The sequence below is a fragment of the Devosia sp. XGJD_8 genome (assembly GCF_046614475.1).
In the GTDB taxonomy this organism is placed as follows: Bacteria; Pseudomonadota; Alphaproteobacteria; order Rhizobiales; family Devosiaceae; genus Devosia.
Genome location: NZ_JBKJHF010000001.1, coordinates 2,244,499 through 2,262,340 on the forward strand (window position 1 = coordinate 2,244,499; position 17,842 = coordinate 2,262,340).

Here is a 17,842-nt window from a genome sequence, read left to right on the forward strand (position 1 = left end):
TTGGCGGCGAATTTACCGCGCCTGCAGCCCCGCCATGGCCGCGGTGATGATCGCGTCTTTCTGTGCGTCCGTCGTGCCCGCCAGGCCTTGGATATGCAGGCCCTGGTCCAGCGTTTGCAGCATCTTGCCCAGCCCTGCAATGTCGCTCGCTGCGGCGATCTGCCCCCGCGCCAGCGCGCCGGCAAGGTTCGCCCGATACAGCGCCTCGATTTCGCCAGCGCCTGCCACCGCACGGTCATAGGCACCGGGCGGCACCGAGTCGCGCTGCGTCAGCGTGTTGATCATGAAGCAGCCGTAATATTCGCTGCCATATTGCAGCGATCGCAGCACGGCCTCGATATTCTCCAGCCCCTGCGGCTGCACGGTCAGGATGTCGCGATACTGGCTCAGCAGGTAGCCGAGAAATCGGTCGAGGGCCGCCTCGTAAAGCCCCGCCTTGCCGCCAAACTCCTTGTAGAGACTGAAGCGGTTCAGCCCGGTATGCTCGACCAGGGCCGCAAGATGCGCGCCCTCGTAACCGAGCCGCCAGAACATCGACATGGCCTTGTCGAGCACCGTATCGCGATCATAGCCCCTTGGACGCGCCATTTACAGATCGATCATTCTAAAATTCCATTGACCACGCCATAGAGCGGAGTTATTTACCTACCGTTCTGAAACAGGAATTGGCTAATGTCCACCTCTTTCGCGCACGACATCGAGCTGCCCGCCCAGCTGGCGCGGTTGGCCGGCCGGCAGTGGGTGCGGATCACCCTGGGCCGCTCCGGCGCATGTGTCTGGCGCATCGAAGGCGGCGGCGATACGCTATATCTCAAGCGGGAGGCAATCCACGCCCTGGGCGAAATCCCGGGTGAAGCGGAGCGACTGCACTGGCTCGCTTCGACATCCGTTCCCGCCCCCCGGCTTTGCGACAGGTTTAACGCGGACGGCTATTCCTGGCTGCTGATGACCGCCCTGCCCGGCACGGACCTGACCCATCTGGTCGATCGCCCCGCCGACTTGTGTAACGCCCTGGCTACCGGTCTGCGCGCCTTGCACGCCCTTGATCCGGCAACCTGCCCCTTCGACCTCCGGCTGCCCGTGCGGCTGCAGGCCGGCGCCGCCAATGCGGCGGCCGGTCGCGTCGACGAAAGCGATTTCGACGAAGCCCGTCATGGCTGGACCGCCCAGGCCGTCCTCGACTGGTTGCAGCAGCACCAGCCTGGCCACGAAGACCTTGTCGTCACCCATGGCGATGCCAGCCTGCCCAATATCATGGCCAGCGATGGCCGCTTTGCTGGCATCATTGATTGCGGACGCCTCGGCGTGGCCGATCGCTGGCAGGATTTGGCCATTGCCTGCCGCAGCATCATCTACAATTGCGGTCAGGACCACGTCGCCCCATTCCTCGCGGCCTACGGCGCAGCATGGGACGCGCAGCGCTACCGCTACTACTGCACGCTCGACGAGCTGTTCTGATGGCCGGTCTGGGTCGCTTCTTCGGCGTCTATTACGCCTATGTCTTCCTGTTCGATTTCATGCTGGCCTACGCCATCTACACGGCCCTGTTCGAGCTGCGCGGCATTTCCGTCGCCGAGATCGGTATCCTGCTCGCCTTCTGGTCGGCCTCCGCCATCGTTCTCGAAATGCCCTCGGGCGCCCTTTCCGATCATTTCGATCGCCGCGTCCTGCTGGTCGTCGCGCCCCTGCTCAAGGCACTGACCTTTGTCTGCTGGGGCCTCGCCAATGGCAGCTTCTGGCTCTATGGCCTCGGCTTCCTGTTCTGGAGTGCCGGACAGGCCCTGCAGTCGGGCTCGCGCGAGGCGCTGCTCTATGAACGCCTGGCCGAAGCGGGCCGGAGCGACGAGTTCGACAAGATCCTGGGGCGCGACTCGGCAGCCGAGGGCCTTGGCATCGGCGCTGGCGCCCTGCTCGGCGGCTTCGTCGCCCAGTTCGATATGGATTGGGCCATCTGGCTGTCTATCCCGCCCCTTCTTGTCGGCGCCGGGCTGGCGCTGCTGCTGCATGACAACCGGCGCAGCCGGCAGGCTGAGGACGGCGAGACACCTGCCACTTACCTGTCCCACTTTGCCGACGCCTTCGGCGAGTTCCGGCGCCATGCCGATCTGCGCTTCGTCACCATCTACATGTCGGTGGGCCTGATCACCTTCGAGCTGCTCGAGGAGTTCGACCAGCTCTATTATCTCGCCGTCTCCGTGCCGATCTGGGCCTGGGGCTTGCTGGCCGCCGCGGTGGAGCTGGTCTATGCCTATGCCAGCGTCGCCGCCCACCGCCTTGCCGGTCGTCCCTATCTGGCCTGGGCCCTGCCCCTGCTCGGCGGCGCCCTGCTGGTGGCAGCCTCGCTCGGCGACAATCCATGGTATGTGCTGCTGCTGGAGCTGGCCTATGTGGCCATCGCCCCCGTGGCGGTGCTGGCTGAGGCCCGCTTCCATCGCGTCATGGATGGGCGCAGCCGCGCCACCACGACCTCGGCGCTGATCATGGCGGAGAATATTGCCGGCATTGTCGCCACCCTGCTCTTTGGCTTCCTCGCCCAATGGCTGGGCATCCTGCCCGCCTATGGCTGGGCTGGCCTCGTCATGCTGCCCGTGGCCGCCTGGGTCTTTGTCGGGCAGCGTCGTGGTATGCGCGCCATCGACTGAGCCACCAGCGCTGGTGTCCACGGCGCCCTGCCGTCTTTCGGCCAAAATTTCTGCGCTTGACAGCTTTTGGCCCAGCCGATTCTGCCGTCTGCCGGCATGATGAATGCCCGCTTAACGGCGCTCCCCATAACCCGATCCCTGAGGAATCCCGTGGCTTTAGCGCGGACTCCTCCCGCGGCGTTTCGATGGTTCATGCAGCTCTTGAAAAAGCTCAAACGGGCCCGCCAAGCCCACCAATTTCCTTGCAGTTTGTCCCCGCAATCCACATATTACCCCTACTAGTGGTTGTCCTGGCCGCCATCCCGACCACTAGCCCTTGTGATTTGTGACATTGACGCGCCGTCTGAATCGGAAGAATGTTTTGGACAGTTCGATGCATCTCCCTGCAGCGGGCAAGTCCTGAACGAGAGCGCTGGCACAAGACCGGCGACAGGTTCGGGCACAGGCAATTTTTTCGAGCCCGTCCAGCGGACTCGGTTGGTGAAGCGTCAACACAGATTTGGATGAGAAGCCGGGTTTCGGCTCGCGGGCACCCTTGTGCTCGTTACATTGGGGAATACGACGACTATGCGCATTGAACGCCGGTTCACGTCTGCCGATCAGGATCGCTACGGCTCGATCGAATTCCGCTCGGCCACGAGCGAGATTCGCAATCCTGACGGCTCGGTCGTCTTCAAGCTCGAAGACATTGCCATTCCCTCGACCTGGAGCCAGGTCGCGGCTGACATCATCGCGCAGAAATACTTCCGCAAGGCCGGCGTCGCCAAGGTCTTGAAGAAGGTCGAGGAGAACTCCGTTCCCTCCTGGCTGTGGCGCTCCGTCCCCGACGAGGCTGCGCTCGCCAAGCTCCCCGAAGCCGAGCGCTATGGTTCGGAAATGGACAGCCGCCAGGTCTTCGACCGCCTGGCCGGCACCTGGACCTATTGGGGCTGGAAGGGCGGCTATTTCGACTCCGAGGAAGATGCCCGCACCTTCTTCGACGAGCTCGCCTACATGCTCGCCACCCAGCGCGTTGCCCCCAATTCCCCGCAGTGGTTCAACACCGGCCTGTTCTGGGCCTATGGCATCGACGGCCCCGGCCAGGGCCATTTCTATGTCGACCCCTTCACCAACAAGCTGGTCTCCTCCAAGAGCTCCTACGAGCACCCCCAGCCCCATGCCTGCTTCATCCAGTCCGTCAATGACGACCTGGTCAACGAAAACGGCATCATGGACCTCTGGGTCCGCGAGGCGCGCCTGTTCAAGTATGGCTCGGGCACCGGCACCAATTTCTCCGCTTTGCGCGGCTCGGGCGAACGCCTCTCGGGCGGCGGCAAGTCGTCGGGCCTCATGAGCTTCCTCAAGATCGGCGACCGCGCTGCCGGCGCCATCAAGTCCGGCGGCACCACCCGCCGCGCCGCCAAGATGGTCGTGCTCGATATCGATCATCCCGATGTCGAGGAATACATCAACTGGAAGGTCAAGGAGGAGCAGAAGGTCGCGGCCCTCGTCACCGGCTCCAAGGTCGTCTCCAAGCACCTCAAGCTGATCATGAAGGCCGCCGTGAACTGCGAAGGTTCGGGCGACGACTGCTTCGACGTGGCGATGAACCCTGCCCTCAAGCGCGAAGTCCGCGCCGCCAAGAAGGCCCTGGTGCCGGAGAACTACATCTACCGCGTCATCCAGTTCGCCAAGCAGGGCTATACCGATATCGAATTCCCGGTCTACGACACCGATTGGGACAGCGAAGCCTACCTCACCGTCTCGGGCCAGAATTCCAACAATTCCGTCCGCGTCACCGATGACTTCCTGCGCGCCGTGGAAAACGATGGCGACTGGAACCTGACCTCCCGCAAGGATGGCAAGACCGTCAAGACGCTCAAGGCCCGCGATCTCTGGGAACAGGTCGGCTATGCCGCCTGGGCCTCGGCCGATCCCGGCATCCAGTATCACACCACCATCAACGAGTGGCACACCTCCCCCGAGGCCGGTCCGATCAATGCATCGAACCCCTGCTCGGAATACATGTTCCTCGACGACACCGCCTGCAACCTGGCCTCGGTCAACCTGCTGCCCTATCGCAATGCCGATGGCTCCTTCAACACCGCCGCCTACGAGCACACTGTCCGCCTCTGGACCATCGTGCTCGAAATCTCGGTGATGATGGCGCAGTTCCCGTCCAAGGCCATTGCCGAGCGCTCGTTCGAATACCGCACCCTGGGCATCGGCTACGCCAATATCGGCGGGTTCCTGATGACCTCGGGCATCCCCTATGACTCGGCCGCCGGCCGCGCCATTGCCGGCGCCGTCACCGCCATCATGACCGGCGTCAGCTACGCCACCTCGGCCGAAATGGCCAAGGAGCTCGGCCCGTTCAAGGATTACAAGCGCAACGCCAAGCACATGCTGCGCGTCATCCGCAACCATCGCAACGCCGCCCATGGCAATGCCGAGGGCTACGAAAACCTCTCCATCAAGCCGGTCCCGCTCGACCATGCCAGCCTGATCGACGCCAACCTCTCCGAGCGCGCCAAGCTCGCCTGGGACAATGCCCTCGCCCTCGGCGAGAAGCATGGCTACCGCAATGCCCAGGTCTCGGTCATCGCCCCCACCGGCACGATCGGCCTCGTGATGGATTGCGACACCACCGGCATCGAGCCCGATTTCGCCCTGGTAAAGTTCAAGAAGCTCGCCGGTGGCGGCTACTTCAAGATCATCAACCGCGCCGTGCCCCCGGCTTTGCGCACCCTGGGCTATTCGGAATCCCAGATCGCCGAGATGGAGGCCTATGCCGTCGGCCATGGCAATCTCAACCAGGCCCCGGGCATCAATCCGTCCACCCTGCGCCAGAAGGGCTTCACCGACGACAAGATCGCCGCGCTCAATGCCGCGACCGCCTCGGCCTTCGACATCAAGTTCATCTTCAACCAGTGGACCCTGGGCGTCGATTTCCTGAAGTCCCTCGGCGTCACCGATGAGCACCTGGCCGATTTCTCCTTCGACCTGCTGAGCTTCCTCGGCTTCTCGAAGAAGGACATCGAAGCCGCCAATATCCATGTCTGCGGTGCCATGACGCTGGAAGGCGCGCCTCACCTCAAGGACGAGCACCTGCCCGTCTTCGATTGCGCCACCCCCTGCGGCAAGATCGGCAAGCGCTATCTCTCGGTCGAGAGCCACATCCTGATGATGGCTGCCGCCCAGCCCTTCATCTCGGGTGCCATCTCCAAGACCATCAACATGCCCAACGACGCCACCGTCGAGGAAGCCAAGGAAGCCTACATGCTGTCCTGGCGCCTGGCGCTCAAGGCCAACGCGCTCTATCGCGATGGCTCCAAGCTCTCCCAGCCGCTGAATTCCTCGGTCCTGGCCGCGGCCGATGACGACGAGGACGAAGACGCCCTCGAAAACCTCGTCGCCATGAATGCCGATGCCCGCGTCCCCGTCGTTGCCGAGCGCATCGTCGAGCGCATCATCGAGCAGGTCCGCGACCGCGAGAAAATGCCCGATCGCCGCAAGGGCTATACCCAGAAAGCCGTCGTCGGCGGCCACAAGGTCTACCTCCGCACCGGCGAATATGACGATGGCCGCCTCGGCGAGATCTTCATCGACATGCACAAGGAAGGCGCCGCCTTCCGTGCCATGATGAACAATTTCGCCATCGCCATCAGCCTGGGCCTGCAATATGGCGTGCCGCTGGACGAATATGTGGAGGCCTTCACCTTCACCCGCTTCGAGCCCGCCGGCATGGTCATGGGCAATGACCGGATCAAGAACGCGACCTCGATCCTCGATTACGTGTTCCGCGAACTGGCCGTGTCCTATCTCGACCGGGATGACCTGGCTCACGTCAATCCCGACAGCCCCACTTCGCTCGGCAAGGGCGTTGCCGAGGACAAGGGCGCGCCGCGCACTGCGGCCGCCGCCCCTGCCCCGGTGCCCGCCGAGCGCTTTGTCTCCCGCGGCATGACCCGCGGCCGCGTCGCCAACAAGAACCTGATGATCGTCTCCGGCGACCATCACGTGGCGAGCCCGGTCCACGCCATGCAGACCTCCACCGTGACGGCGCTCCGCTCCGCCACGGCCCTCAAGCAGGAAACCCAGCTCGCCCCGGCAGCCTTCCCGGCCGCCGAACTCAGCCCCATCCCCAGCCCGCCGCCCTCAAAGGACGCCGGCCTGCTCCGGGCCGAAGCCCAGATGAAGGGCTATACGGGCGACCAGTGCACCGAGTGCCATAACTTCACCATGGTGCGGAACGGCACGTGTCTGAAGTGCGATACGTGCGGGACGACGACTGGGTGTAGTTGAGCGCGTTGCTTGCTCACCCGCTCACCCAACCAAGTAAATAAGTGAATTAGGCCCAACTCTTGAAGGGGAGCTCGCATTACGAGCTCCCCTTACGTCATTCAAGTCAATTCATCATTTGACAGAACCCGTAATAGGTCCCGCATGCGCGAGTTTTATTCAGTTCGAAATGGCCGAAACAGAAATTTGGAAGGCTTCTCCCTAGATACAATTAAAGGCCTTTTCCTTGACCTATATAAGGAGATGCGGGATGACGGCTTCTTTGACGAGTACCTCGGCTCCTACTGCGTCGACCAAGGCCAGATGCCGGGCCTTGTGAAATCACCTGCCCTAGACTTGATGCTAAAGGTGAGAACGGACGGTCTGTGGCCCATCGAGGATAAAGCTCAGCTGTACAATGAGGACGACTTCTTCGACGTCATTGAGTATCTGTTCACGTGCGTTTCCAAACCTGTAGATGGCACGCACCACTATTTTAACGACTGCGGCATGCATTGGGAAACGTTCAACAAAGCCGAAGGCGAAAAACAATACGTTCACAAAATAAACGGACTATTGGCTCTATACACAGAGCGCTTTGAGCTCTCTAGTGAAGGAGAACTACTGAAGGCTGCCGAGAACGGTTTTCAGTCGATCTTCGACGCCGACATGCCGACAGACGACACAAAAATCAAAGAGCGCATTGACTCCGCAATATTGCGATACCGTCGGCATGGTTCGTCAATAGACGATCGCAGACAGGCCGTCAGAGATTTGGCTGATGTTCTTGAATACCTGCGACCAAAGATGAAGGGCGTGCTTGACAGCAAAGACGAAAGCGATCTCTTTAATATCGCTAACAATTTTGGCATTAGGCACCATAACTCTAGTCAGAAGACCACCTATGATGCTGCGCTATGGCTGTCCTGGATGTTCTACTTCTTTCTAGCCACAATTCACGTTGTACTTCGACGCAGTAGGTTCCAAGGTTGATAAAATATCTCAATCGGTGACCGTGGAACTAGAAAAAGGCCTCATGACGGCTCCCGGCCTTCGCCGGGATGACATCGAGATGGGGCGCAACCCACACCACAGTCGTAATACTCCCGCTTGCCAGAAGCCATGCGCTGCCCCACAAGTCTTCAGCGCCGTTCTGGCGCGGGGGGAATGAAATGCGTTTTGCTGGCAATGTTATCTGGTTTGTATTGGGCGGTTGGTACATCGCCCTGATCTGGCTGCTGGGCGCGGCACTATTTGCGCTGTCCATCGTCGGCATTCCGCTGACCATAGCCGCCCTGCAGATGGCGTCACTGTCGGCCTGGCCGTTCGGGCGTGATGTCGTTCACATCCGCGAACTCGATGACAGGGGGCTGACGGCAACGACCGCAGTCACTGGCACCATCGGCTTCATCGTCAATGTCATCTGGGCCTGCACCTTCGGCTGGGTGCTGTTCCTCGCCTATCTGTTTGCCGGCGTTCTGTGCTGCCTCACCCTGATCGGCATTCCATTCGGACTGCAGGCATTCAAGCTGGCGGGTATCTCGTTCTGGCCGGTCGGACGCCGCGTCGTCCCGCTCGAAGTGGCAAACCTCGCCCGAAACGAGAACGCCAAGACGAAGCTCGCCAAGTACCGCGGGGCAACAGCCTAGTCACACCCACAGTGTCATTCCGGCGCAGGCCGGAATCCATCCTGAGATGACTCCACCCGCCGTGGACGCGGCAAGACCTCAGGATGGATCCCGGCCGAAGCCTGTCCTCGAGCGCGCAGCGACCGGGGGCCGGGATGACATCGGAGTTTTGGCAGGAAGTCGCAATGGCGATTTTGATCCAGAGCGGCCCTCCACCACCGCGCGTCACCCTCGGGCTTGACCCGAGGGCTCTGCACTTAACTGGTGATCTCGTCCCGTAAGTCCCGCCAATCCGGGTTGCTCTCCTCGATCAGCGCCCACTTCCAGTGCTGATACCAACGCTTGAGCGACGTCTCGCGCTGGATGGCGGCAGTGATCTCGGCGTGTTCTTCAAAATACACCAGGCGCTTGATGGCGTTGCGCTTCGTGTGTCCGTCGGCCAGTCCCTCGCGATGCTCATACACCCGCCGCACCAGGTCACTGGTGACGCCAATATAGGTCCGCCCACGCCGCATATTGGCAAGGATGTAGACAAATCCGCCCATGCCGGCATCTTGAAGTGAAACGCCCTCGGGTCAAGCCCGAGGGTGACGGCCGGTGGGTGGGGTGACAACCACCGCTACTCCTTCCCCTCCCGCACCACCTCCACGACCAGCGTCCCCGCCGGCAGCGGCCGCAGCAGTTCCGCCTCCGGCTTCGTCAGGAACAGCCACGCCGCCCAGTCCTCCGGCCTGAGCACACAGACCTGCCGGTCGTGGATCGGCGCGATATCCGGCCCCGGCTCCGTGGTCAGCATGGTGAAGCTCAGCGCCCCCTCCGCGTCCTCGCTCCACAGGCCGGCAATACCCATCACGGGGGAATCCTTGAGGGCAAAGCGGTGCTTGGTCTTGGGATATTTGCTGCCGGTGAATTCGAAGAACCCGGACAGCACCACGACGCAGCGCCGGCTGTCGCCGAAGTGACGGCCGTCGGACTTGAAGTTGAAGATCGGCCCGGCCTTGGGCCGTGGCGGCGGAAAGCCGAAGCGCATCGACACCAGTTCGACGCCATTGCCCGCCGCCCGCAGCACCGGCCCCATATCACCAATGCGGATATCGTCGGCCGGCAGCAGGGCCGCGTCGTCGCCGGCGGCCAGCTCCAGCGCCGCGATGGCGCTTGCATAGTCGGCCCGGCTCACATGCTGTTCATAATCGTTGCACATGCCGCCAGGAGATCACGCCGGCCCGCCCCGTTCAACCGGCCAGACGCCTAGCCGCATTTCCCCAGCACCTGCGCAATTGTCGACTTCGAGCCCTTGGCCCCGAACACATTGGTGTCGAAGGCCTCCAGCCCGTTCCCCGCCAGCCGCACGAAGGCCACGCGGATATCGGCCCGCGCCCCCTGCGCGATCCGCGCCCATTGCCGGGCCACCGGCCCGCGCACGATCACCGAGGCACCCTCGAGATGCACCAGCGGCATGTCCTGGGCAAAGCTGGTGCCGCTCTCGCTGGCCACCCGGCTGCCCGATGCCGGGTCTGGCGTGATGGCAAGGCTCATCGTCATTGCCTTTGCCACGGTTTCGTCAGGCTCGCGCACCCAGAAGCCCATGGCCAGCTGCCCGCCGCGGCAGGCGAACTGAAACTGCGCCGGGCCATTGTCGATATAGGCAATGGGCGTCGCCCCGCCCTCATATTGCCATTGCTCGGCCAAAGCCGGCGTCACCAGCAGCAGGCAGAATGCGGTCGTGATCAGTTTGCGCATGGCAATTCCTTGGGGGCGGCGTCAGCAAGCCACTCGGCACGCAAAATCGTTAGCAATCCCTTTCGCCACGATCCGGCGCAGCAATACCTGCCTGCTCCGGCCTTCAAACTGCCGTGACCGTCTATCCCCGGGCGCGAACCGGCGCAGAGCCGCACGCCACAAGGGCTCCGGCGCGCCGCAAGAAAACTTGTCCCCGCCCCTGAAAACCTCCGCCATACTGTGCCCATCCCCGCCATTCACGCGGTGCCGACGAAGCATCGGGCGGGGGGACTGGCTGCATGGGGTCGCCCAGGCCGATGCGTGTATGCTGACCACCGGCTTCGCGCCGTCCCGCAGGGCAAATCTCTCCAGTGGAGCGATTTGCGGTTGGAAGGCCATGAGCGCCATGCGCGAATGGCACGACCCCCAGGCGGAGCGACACGATAAAACCCGAAAGGGCAGCCGCTCGATGCGTGCGCAGGAATACCAGTTCGTGTGAAGCGGCTTTCGCCTCTTCAAACCAAACAAATTGGCGGCGCAAGCCGTCGGGGCGAAAGCCGCTTCATACCGTGAAACCGCAGGCGCCCGCGCCGTGCGGCGTCGCGCCATGTCCCAGGGGGCGTGCCGATCGGCTCACGCCATGGCAGCCTGATAGATGGCCACGACGTCGTCGACCGACATCGCACGGGGATTGTTGTCCATCAGCCGGCGGATGGCATGGGCTTCGGCAGCCCAGCCGGCAAGCTCGTCTGCCGGGGCGCCATGCGCGGCCAGGCTGGTCTGGATGCCCAGGCCGCGGCAAAAGGCGAGGCCCTGCGACAGCACCGCCTGGCTATCGCCCCCCGCCAGCCCCAGCAACTGGCAGATGCGGGTCGTCTTGTCGGCCGCCACCGGCGCATTGAAGGCCAGCACATGCGGAAAGATGATCGCATTGGCCAGGCCGTGCGGCAGCTTGAGCCGCGTCCCCAGCGGATAGGCCAGCGCATGCCCCCCCGCCGTGTTGACCGGCCCAAGGCACACCCCGCCATAATAGGAGGCAAGCATCATGCCGGCGCGCGCTTCGGTGTCGCTGCCATCGGCCACCGCCCGCGCCAGATACTGGCCAACCAGTTCGATGCCCAGCGTCGCATAGCCATCGATCAGCGGATGCGCCTTGAGATTGGTATAGGCCTCGACGCAGTGCGCCAGGGCATCGACCCCGGTAGCCGCGGTAACGGCGGCCGGCACCGAATAGGTCAGCTCGGGATCGAGCACGGCGATATCGGCCAGCATGAACGGGCTTTCCACCGCCAGCTTGGCCAGGGTTTCCGGATGGGTGACCAGCGCCCGGATCCCCGCCTCCGAGCCCGTGCCGGATGTGGTCGGCACCTGCGCCAGCGCCGTCCGGCGGCCCGCCACCCTGTTGGGCCCGACCACGTCGAGCACGGACTGATCCCCATCCCACAGCACCGCCACGAGCTTGGCGACATCCATCACCGACCCCCCGCCCAACCCGATCACCAGGTCCGGCCGGAACCCGCGCGCCGCCGCCAGTGCCGCCTCCACCGCAGGCAGGTCAGGCTCGGGCGGGATATCGACGAAGCTCATCACCTCGCCCGCAAGGCCGATGCGGTCGACAAAGCCGACGGTGGGCGCCATGGCAATCACGAAGACGCGGCGGAAACCGGCGGCCCAGCCACCCAGCTTGGCGATGGCCCCGGCCCCGATTTCGAGCCGCGCCGGCTGCAGCAGCGTAATGGCCCGCGCCATCGAGAGGGGGGTGTCAGGCATGATCTTCCGCCTCAAGTCTATCCATCTGGCCCCAGACGGTGGCGATCTCATCGGCGCTCAGCTCCACCAGTGGTGGCCGAACCCGGGTCCAGCCCGCGTGATCGCGACGCCGCGCCAGCATGGCCTTGATGGTCGGCAGCTGCACATAGGCATTTGAGAGATCGCGCCAGGCATTGATACGCCCCTGGGCCGCCTCCACCCTCTCGCTCTGGGCAGGGTCAAACCAGTTGTCAAACACCACCCGCAAATGCCTGCCGATGAGGTTGGAGCTGGAGGTAATGCAGCCCGCCCCGCCCTCCCTGAGCAGCGGCAGCATGAACGGATCGGCCCCCGCAAGAACCGAGAAATCCTCAAAGGCCTCGGCAAAGGCGCGCATGCTCTCGATCTTGCCCGAGGAGTCCTTGACCCCGACGATGACGCCGGGGAAAGCCGCGCGCAGCCGCGCCGTCAGCTCGAGCGAAATGCCGATCTGGGCGATGGGCGGGATATGGTAGAGGATGATGCGCAGGTCGTCCCTGCCAACCGCTTCGATCACTTCGGCATAGAAGCGGAAGAGCCCCTCGTCGCTGACACCCTTGTAGTAGAAGGGCGGCAGGACCACGCAGGCTTTCACCCCGGCCGATACAGCATGCTTCACCAAGGTAACGCTATCCGGCACATTGGTCTGCGAGGTGCCGGGCAGGAGACGCTGGGGATCGAGCCCGCCTTCGATGACCTTGTCCAGCAGCGCCTGCCGTTGCGCGATCGAGAAGGAATTGGCCTCGCCCGTGGTGCCAAGCAGCGCGACGCCGTCGCAGCCTTCTTCGAGCAAAGCCTTGCAATGCGCGAGGAACGCGGCATGGTCCGGTGTGCCGTCGGCAAGGATTGGCGTGGCCGAAGCGCAAAAGACGCCGGAGACGGGGAGCTTTGCGGCTGGGTTCATCACTTGGCTCCCGCAACCAGCCGTCGCGCATAGGCGATGGCGGATTTCATGTTGACGTGGTTGGCCCTGCCCGTGCCGGCGATATCGAAGGCCGTGCCGTGATCCACCGAAGTCCGGTCGATGGGCAGCCCCAGCGACACGTTCACGGCCGTGTCGAAGGCCACCAGCTTGATCGGGATGTGGCCCTGATCGTGATATTGCGCGACCACCAGGTCAAAGGCCCCGGAATAGGCCCGATAATAGACCGTGTCGGCCGAGATGGGCCCGACCACATCGATGCCTTCGGCCTTGGCCATGGCGACGGCCGGCACGACCTGGTCATCATCCTCACTGCCGAAGAGGCCACTTTCCCCGCAATGCGGGTTGATGCCGGCCACCGCGACGCGTGGCCTGTCATAGCCGATGCGCTTGAGGTGCTCATTGCCGGCGCGGATAGTGGCGAGGATGCGTTCGGGCGTAGCGCGGTCGATGGCGGTCTTCAGCGAGACATGCGTCGAGACATGGATGACCTTGAGCCGTTCGGAAGCAAGCAGCATGAAGGCCGACTTCTGCCCGGTCAGCGCGGCAAGCATACCAGTATGGCCATCGTAATGATGACCCGCCAGGTTGAGCGCTTCTTTGTTGATCGGTGCGGTGACGATACAGCCGATGACGCCAGCCTCGGCATCGCGCACGGCCGTTTCGATGAAGCGGAAGGCCGCGTCGCCGCCGCGGGGGTCGAGCTTGCCCCAAGGCAGCGGCCCGCCCTCGATGGGCAAATCGACTACAAGACCGGCGAGGTCAAGTGCCGCGCCAACGGCAACCCGGGCTTTCTCCAGCGTTGCCAGGTTGCCATAGATGCGCGTCCGGGCGCGTTCGGCGAGGTCCATTTCCGCCACGGCCTTGATGGCGATCTCGGGGCCGACGCCGGCCGGGTCGCCCATGGTGATGCCGATAATGTCGCTCACGAGTTTTCTCCGTCGATCCATCCCGCGGGGAGACGGACATATTTGATGGCGCGCCGGAAGTAGGTGTAGGCAACATGCAGTTCGCCGCCCTCCCCCTCCAGCAGATAGGGATAGGACAGTTCCTTGTTGCGCCCGTCTATCGAGTTGTTCGAAAGGCAGGTGCCGGGACTGTCGTCGACCATCCGGCGCAACGGCCAGGTCTTGCCGCTATCGCTGGAAACGCACAGCGTGAGCGGTGCACGCGGCACTCCCCAGATCGGCGAACAGCCACCCGACGCATCCGGTCGGTCGTCACCCTCCTCGATCTCGTCATAAAGCGAGACGCGACGATCGGCCGAGGTCGCGGCCGATGTCGGATTGCATACCATGGCGAGCCGGCCGTCGCGCAGGCGGATGACGTTGATCGAGGAGTTGTTGTTGGGAACATCGGTGGGCTGCGGCGCGGACCAGTTAAGCCCGCCATCAAGGCTTTCCGAGCGGTGCACGAAATCGGACTGGCGGCGGCGATAGAAGGCAACCATCTGGTCGCCATCGAGGGGAACGATGGTCATGTGCACCGAACCGATAGAGCCGGGCACTTCACTCATGGTCCAGCTTTGTCCCTCATCGCGGCTGCTGCCAACCGCAGCGGTGTCGTGGCTGCCGTTCCAGCGCTGCCCGGGACGAGAAATGCAGCGGAAGATCGGCATCATCCAGGCACCATCCTTGCGCTTGACGAAGCGACCGCGGATGAAACTGCCGAGCGGGAGATCGATCTCGCGCGGCTGGCCGCCGTGAAGCGCGCCGTCAAAGACAATGGGACGCGCACGAAGCAGGCATTCGTCCTGATTGCCTGCCGGCTGGGCGGTATGGAAAAGTTGCCACTCGCCTCTGCCATTGCGCCAAAGCACCGGATTCTGCTCGGAGCGGGCCGGATCGTCGCTGAGCTGGACCGAAGCGCTCCAGCTCTGGGCGCCCGGTGACAAGGTCGTGCCGTAAATGGAAATGTCCGACTTGCCTTCGAGCGTACCGCCGAACCAGAGGCACGCCAGCGTACCGTCGTCTAGGCGCTCGATGAAGGCGGCGTGATTCTGAACCATTGGCGAAGGCAGCAGGGCTTCAAGTCTGCCGTCCCCGCCTGCCGTCAGTTGTCCATTCATGCGCGATGCGATCTCGTCCGGCGACATCCGTCTCCCCTCTTCTGTTGCGGCAAACTTCACCTAAGCAGACATGTTGTCAAGTTACGTAAGCACCAATTTTCGCGGAATCGCATTGCAAAATTCCATTTTAATATTTTATTTTCAATGGCTTACCTATCCAATATCCGCGCAGAAAATCACTCTGGATATTTTAATTTGACAACCTTGAACGGAGCGGAAATAGTGCCGGACCATGCAATGCGGGTCTACCGCATCCAGAATTTTGCATGGGCGCAGTGCAGCGTCGCCCATGCCGACGGAGAGCTGCAATGGGAGGATAATGTGAATTTCAAACCCCTTTTGATCGGCGCGCTACTGGCGTCGACAACAATTGCGCCGGCAATGGCGCAGGCCGACACCGACATCACCGTGGTGCTGAGCGAGGAGCTGGACCTGGTTGAGCCCTGTATGGCAACGCGGTCCAATATCGGTCGCGTCATCCTGCAGAATCTCAGTGAAACCCTGACTGAACTCGACGTGCGCGGCGATGCCGGCCTGATGCCGCGCCTGGCCGAGAGCTGGGAAGACCTGGGCGACGGCAAATGGCAGTTCAAGCTGCGCCAAGGCGTGACCTTCTCGGACGGCTCGACCTTTGACGCCGCCGACGTCAAGCATTCCTTCGACCGCGTTTTTTCTGATCAGATCACCTGCGAAAGCGCCCGCTACTTCGCTGATACCGAACTGAGCTTCGAGGTCGTCGACGACAATACCATCAACGTGACTGCATCCCCGGCTCAGCCCGTGCTGCCGCTGCTGATGAGCCTCGTGACTATGGTTCCGTCCGAAACGCCGATGGAATTCGTGCGTGACCCGATTGGCACCGGCCCCTACAAATTGGTCGAATGGACCGCCGGACAGCAGATCGTGCTGGAGCGCCGCGACGACTATTGGGGCGAAGCACCCGCAGTGACCAAGGCGACCTATGTGTTCCGCTCCGAGCCAGCCGTCCGTGCGGGCATGGTTGCTGCCGGTGAGGCAGACATCGCGCCCCAGATCACCGCCGAAGTCGCCGACAACCGGGCGACAGACTTCTCCTACCTAAATTCCGAAACCGTTTACCTGCGCATCGACGGGCAGGACGCGCCAACAGATGACATCCGCGTCCGCAAGGCGCTGAACGCCGCCATCGACCGCGAGGCCTTCATCGGCACCGTGCTTCCGGACGGCACCGAACTCGCCGTCGCCATGGTACCTCCCACCACTCTCGGCTGGAATCCGGACCTGACGCCTCCGGCCTATGACCCGGAAATGGCCAAGCAACTGCTGGCCGAGGCCCAGGCCGATGGCGTCGACACCAGCCTGCCCATCGAGATCATTGCCCGCACCGAAAACTTCCCCAACGTGACGGAAGTGGCCGAAGCGCTGACCCAGATGCTGACTGAAGTCGGCTTCAACGCCACGCTGCGCATGGTCGAAGTGGCCGAGCACGAGCAGTTCTACTCCAAGCCCTATCCGGAAAGCGAAGGGACACGCCTGGTTCTGGCGCAGCATGACAATGCCCGCGGTGACCCGGTGTTCTCGATGTTCTTCAAATATGCCAGCGAGGGCACCCAGTCGGGCGTCAACGACCCCAAGCTGGACGAGATGATTGCCAGCGCATCCGCCGCAACCGGTGATGAACGCGCAGCCCTCTGGTCGGAGGTGTTCGCCTATGTCCACGACGAAGTGGTCGCCGACGTGCTGCTCTTCCACATGGTCGGTCTCAGCCGCGTCAGTGAGCGTCTGGACTTTACACCCACCATCGCCACCAATGCCCAGCTGCAGCTGAGCGAAATCGGCTTCAAGTAAGCCGGGCCTTTCAAGAGGGGCGGTGCCGGAGCACCCGGCACCGCCGTTTGCCGACCAGGGAGCAGTGCCATGACCAAGATGATCGGACAGCGCGCCATAGCCAGCCTACTGTCACTTCTCGGGCTGATGATCCTGGTGTTCTTCCTGTCTCGCCTCACCGGCGACCCGGCGGTGCTGTTCCTGCCCATCGACGCCACGGAGGAAATGAAGCAGCAGTTTCGCGCCATTCATGGTCTCGACTTGCCGCTGATCGAGCAGTTCGGTCGCTACGCCTGGGATCTTCTGCATCTCGACTTTGGTGAAAGCCTGCGCAAGGCGCGGCCCGCCATTGATATCGTCATCGAGGCCTATACCTGGACGCTGCCGCTGGCCCTGATCACCATGAGCCTGGTGGTCGTCGCCGCTATCGTGCTGGGCTCGCTGGCGGCTTTCAACGTCGGCGGCTTTTTCGACCGGGTGATTTCCATCATCTCGCTCGTCGGGGCATCCGCGCCCGACTTCTGGATCGCCATAGTCGCGATCGTCGTCTTTTCATTGGGTCTGGGCTGGCTGCCAACCTCCGGTGTCGGCACGCCCTGGCATTGGATACTGCCCGTTGCTGTCCTGTTCATCCGGCCTTTCGGACTTGTCGTCCAGGTGGTGCGCGGCTCGATGCTCTCGGCGCTGGCAGCGCCCTATGTCAAGACGGCGCGCGCCAAGGGCGTCAAGAACATGCCGCTGATCTTCGTCCACACTCTGCGCAACGGCATGCTGCCGGTCATCACGGTCATCGGCGACCAGGCTGCCGCCATGCTCAATGGCGCGGTGATCGTCGAGACCATTTTTGGCTTCCCGGGTATCGGCAAGCTGATGATCGACTCCATCCTGCAGCGTGACTTCAATGTGGTCCTGGCCGCCATTATGGTCACCGCCATCGCCATCTTTATCATGAACATCCTGATCGACCTTGCCTATGGCCTGCTCGATCCGCGAATTCGACACTAGGAGG

Annotated in this window: 16 protein-coding genes; 8 read left to right on the forward strand and 8 right to left on the reverse strand. The window is 62.9% G+C overall.

From position 1 onward, the window contains the following. Positions 1 to 12: 12 nt before the first annotated feature. Entirely contained in the window at positions 13 to 588 is a 576-nt protein-coding gene (locus ACLI1C_RS10580; RefSeq protein ID WP_411396816.1) for a TetR/AcrR family transcriptional regulator, read from the reverse strand. An 84-nt stretch (positions 589 to 672) separates the two neighbouring features. Between ACLI1C_RS10580 and ACLI1C_RS10585 the strand changes: the two genes are divergently transcribed. From ACLI1C_RS10585 to ACLI1C_RS10605, 5 genes are all read left to right on the forward strand, one after another. Next, entirely contained in the window at positions 673 to 1,458 is a 786-nt protein-coding gene (locus tag ACLI1C_RS10585) for an APH(3') family aminoglycoside O-phosphotransferase (RefSeq protein ID WP_411396817.1), read from the forward strand. Next, positions 1,458 to 2,642 (forward strand): MFS transporter, encoded by a 1,185-nt coding sequence (locus tag ACLI1C_RS10590; RefSeq protein ID WP_411396818.1) that lies wholly within the window; start codon positions 1,458 to 1,460, stop codon positions 2,640 to 2,642. The genes ACLI1C_RS10585 and ACLI1C_RS10590 overlap by 1 nt, the downstream gene beginning before the upstream one ends. Before the next feature lie 567 nt (positions 2,643 to 3,209). After that, complete coding sequence (locus ACLI1C_RS10595) at positions 3,210 to 6,926, forward strand: vitamin B12-dependent ribonucleotide reductase (RefSeq protein WP_411396819.1); 3,717 nt, start codon at positions 3,210 to 3,212, stop codon at positions 6,924 to 6,926. Positions 6,927 to 7,067: 141 nt separating this feature from the next. Then, positions 7,068 to 7,895 carry a hypothetical protein gene (locus ACLI1C_RS10600; RefSeq protein ID WP_411396820.1) on the forward strand — a complete coding sequence of 276 codons (828 nt, stop codon included), beginning with the start codon at positions 7,068 to 7,070 and terminating at the stop codon, positions 7,893 to 7,895. A gap of 179 nt (positions 7,896 to 8,074) precedes the next feature. After that, positions 8,075 to 8,551 (forward strand): YccF domain-containing protein, encoded by a 477-nt coding sequence (locus tag ACLI1C_RS10605; protein WP_411396821.1) that lies wholly within the window; start codon positions 8,075 to 8,077, stop codon positions 8,549 to 8,551. A gap of 236 nt (positions 8,552 to 8,787) precedes the next feature. Here the strand turns inward: ACLI1C_RS10605 and ACLI1C_RS10610 are convergent, their stop codons facing one another. From ACLI1C_RS10610 to ACLI1C_RS10620, 3 genes are all read right to left on the reverse strand, one after another. After that, on the reverse strand, positions 8,788 to 9,075 hold the full coding sequence (locus ACLI1C_RS10610) for a GIY-YIG nuclease family protein (protein WP_411396822.1): 288 nt from the start codon (positions 9,073 to 9,075) through the stop codon (positions 8,788 to 8,790). 74 nt (positions 9,076 to 9,149) lie between these two features. Continuing rightward, the gene (locus tag ACLI1C_RS10615) at positions 9,150 to 9,731 is read right to left on the reverse strand and encodes an SOS response-associated peptidase (RefSeq protein WP_411396823.1); all 582 of its coding nucleotides are present in this window, start codon (positions 9,729 to 9,731) and stop codon (positions 9,150 to 9,152) included. A 47-nt stretch (positions 9,732 to 9,778) separates the two neighbouring features. After that, positions 9,779 to 10,270 carry a hypothetical protein gene (locus ACLI1C_RS10620; protein WP_411396824.1) on the reverse strand — a complete coding sequence of 164 codons (492 nt, stop codon included), beginning with the start codon at positions 10,268 to 10,270 and terminating at the stop codon, positions 9,779 to 9,781. 304 nt (positions 10,271 to 10,574) lie between these two features. On the opposite strand from ACLI1C_RS10620, the gene ACLI1C_RS10625 reads away from it, so the two are divergent. Next, the gene (locus ACLI1C_RS10625; protein ID WP_411396825.1) at positions 10,575 to 10,748 is read left to right on the forward strand and encodes a hypothetical protein; all 174 of its coding nucleotides are present in this window, start codon (positions 10,575 to 10,577) and stop codon (positions 10,746 to 10,748) included. Positions 10,749 to 10,882: 134 nt separating this feature from the next. Here the strand turns inward: ACLI1C_RS10625 and ACLI1C_RS10630 are convergent, their stop codons facing one another. From ACLI1C_RS10630 to ACLI1C_RS10645, 4 genes are read right to left on the reverse strand one after another with little or no spacing between them, the layout of a single operon-like run. Then, on the reverse strand, positions 10,883 to 12,019 hold the full coding sequence (locus ACLI1C_RS10630) for an iron-containing alcohol dehydrogenase (RefSeq protein WP_411396826.1): 1,137 nt from the start codon (positions 12,017 to 12,019) through the stop codon (positions 10,883 to 10,885). Next, positions 12,012 to 12,941, reverse strand: a complete 930-nt coding sequence (locus ACLI1C_RS10635) for a dihydrodipicolinate synthase family protein (RefSeq protein ID WP_411396827.1) — start codon at positions 12,939 to 12,941, stop codon at positions 12,012 to 12,014. The genes ACLI1C_RS10630 and ACLI1C_RS10635 overlap by 8 nt, the downstream gene beginning before the upstream one ends. Then, a complete protein-coding gene (gene pdxA / locus ACLI1C_RS10640) occupies positions 12,941 to 13,888 on the reverse strand; it encodes a 4-hydroxythreonine-4-phosphate dehydrogenase PdxA (protein ID WP_411396828.1) in 948 nt (315 codons plus the stop codon). Before pdxA ends, ACLI1C_RS10635 begins: the two co-directional genes overlap by 1 nt. Continuing rightward, positions 13,885 to 15,054, reverse strand: a complete 1,170-nt coding sequence (locus tag ACLI1C_RS10645; protein ID WP_411396829.1) for a sialidase family protein — start codon at positions 15,052 to 15,054, stop codon at positions 13,885 to 13,887. Before ACLI1C_RS10645 ends, pdxA begins: the two co-directional genes overlap by 4 nt. 354 nt (positions 15,055 to 15,408) lie before the next feature. On the opposite strand from ACLI1C_RS10645, the gene ACLI1C_RS10650 reads away from it, so the two are divergent. Together ACLI1C_RS10650 and ACLI1C_RS10655 are read left to right on the forward strand one after the other, a co-directional pair. Further along, a complete protein-coding gene (locus ACLI1C_RS10650) occupies positions 15,409 to 16,854 on the forward strand; it encodes an ABC transporter substrate-binding protein (protein ID WP_411398297.1) in 1,446 nt (481 codons plus the stop codon). A 69-nt stretch (positions 16,855 to 16,923) separates the two neighbouring features. Continuing rightward, positions 16,924 to 17,838, forward strand: coding sequence for an ABC transporter permease (locus ACLI1C_RS10655; protein WP_411396830.1), 915 nt, complete (start codon positions 16,924 to 16,926; stop codon positions 17,836 to 17,838). Positions 17,839 to 17,842 lie beyond the last annotated feature (4 nt).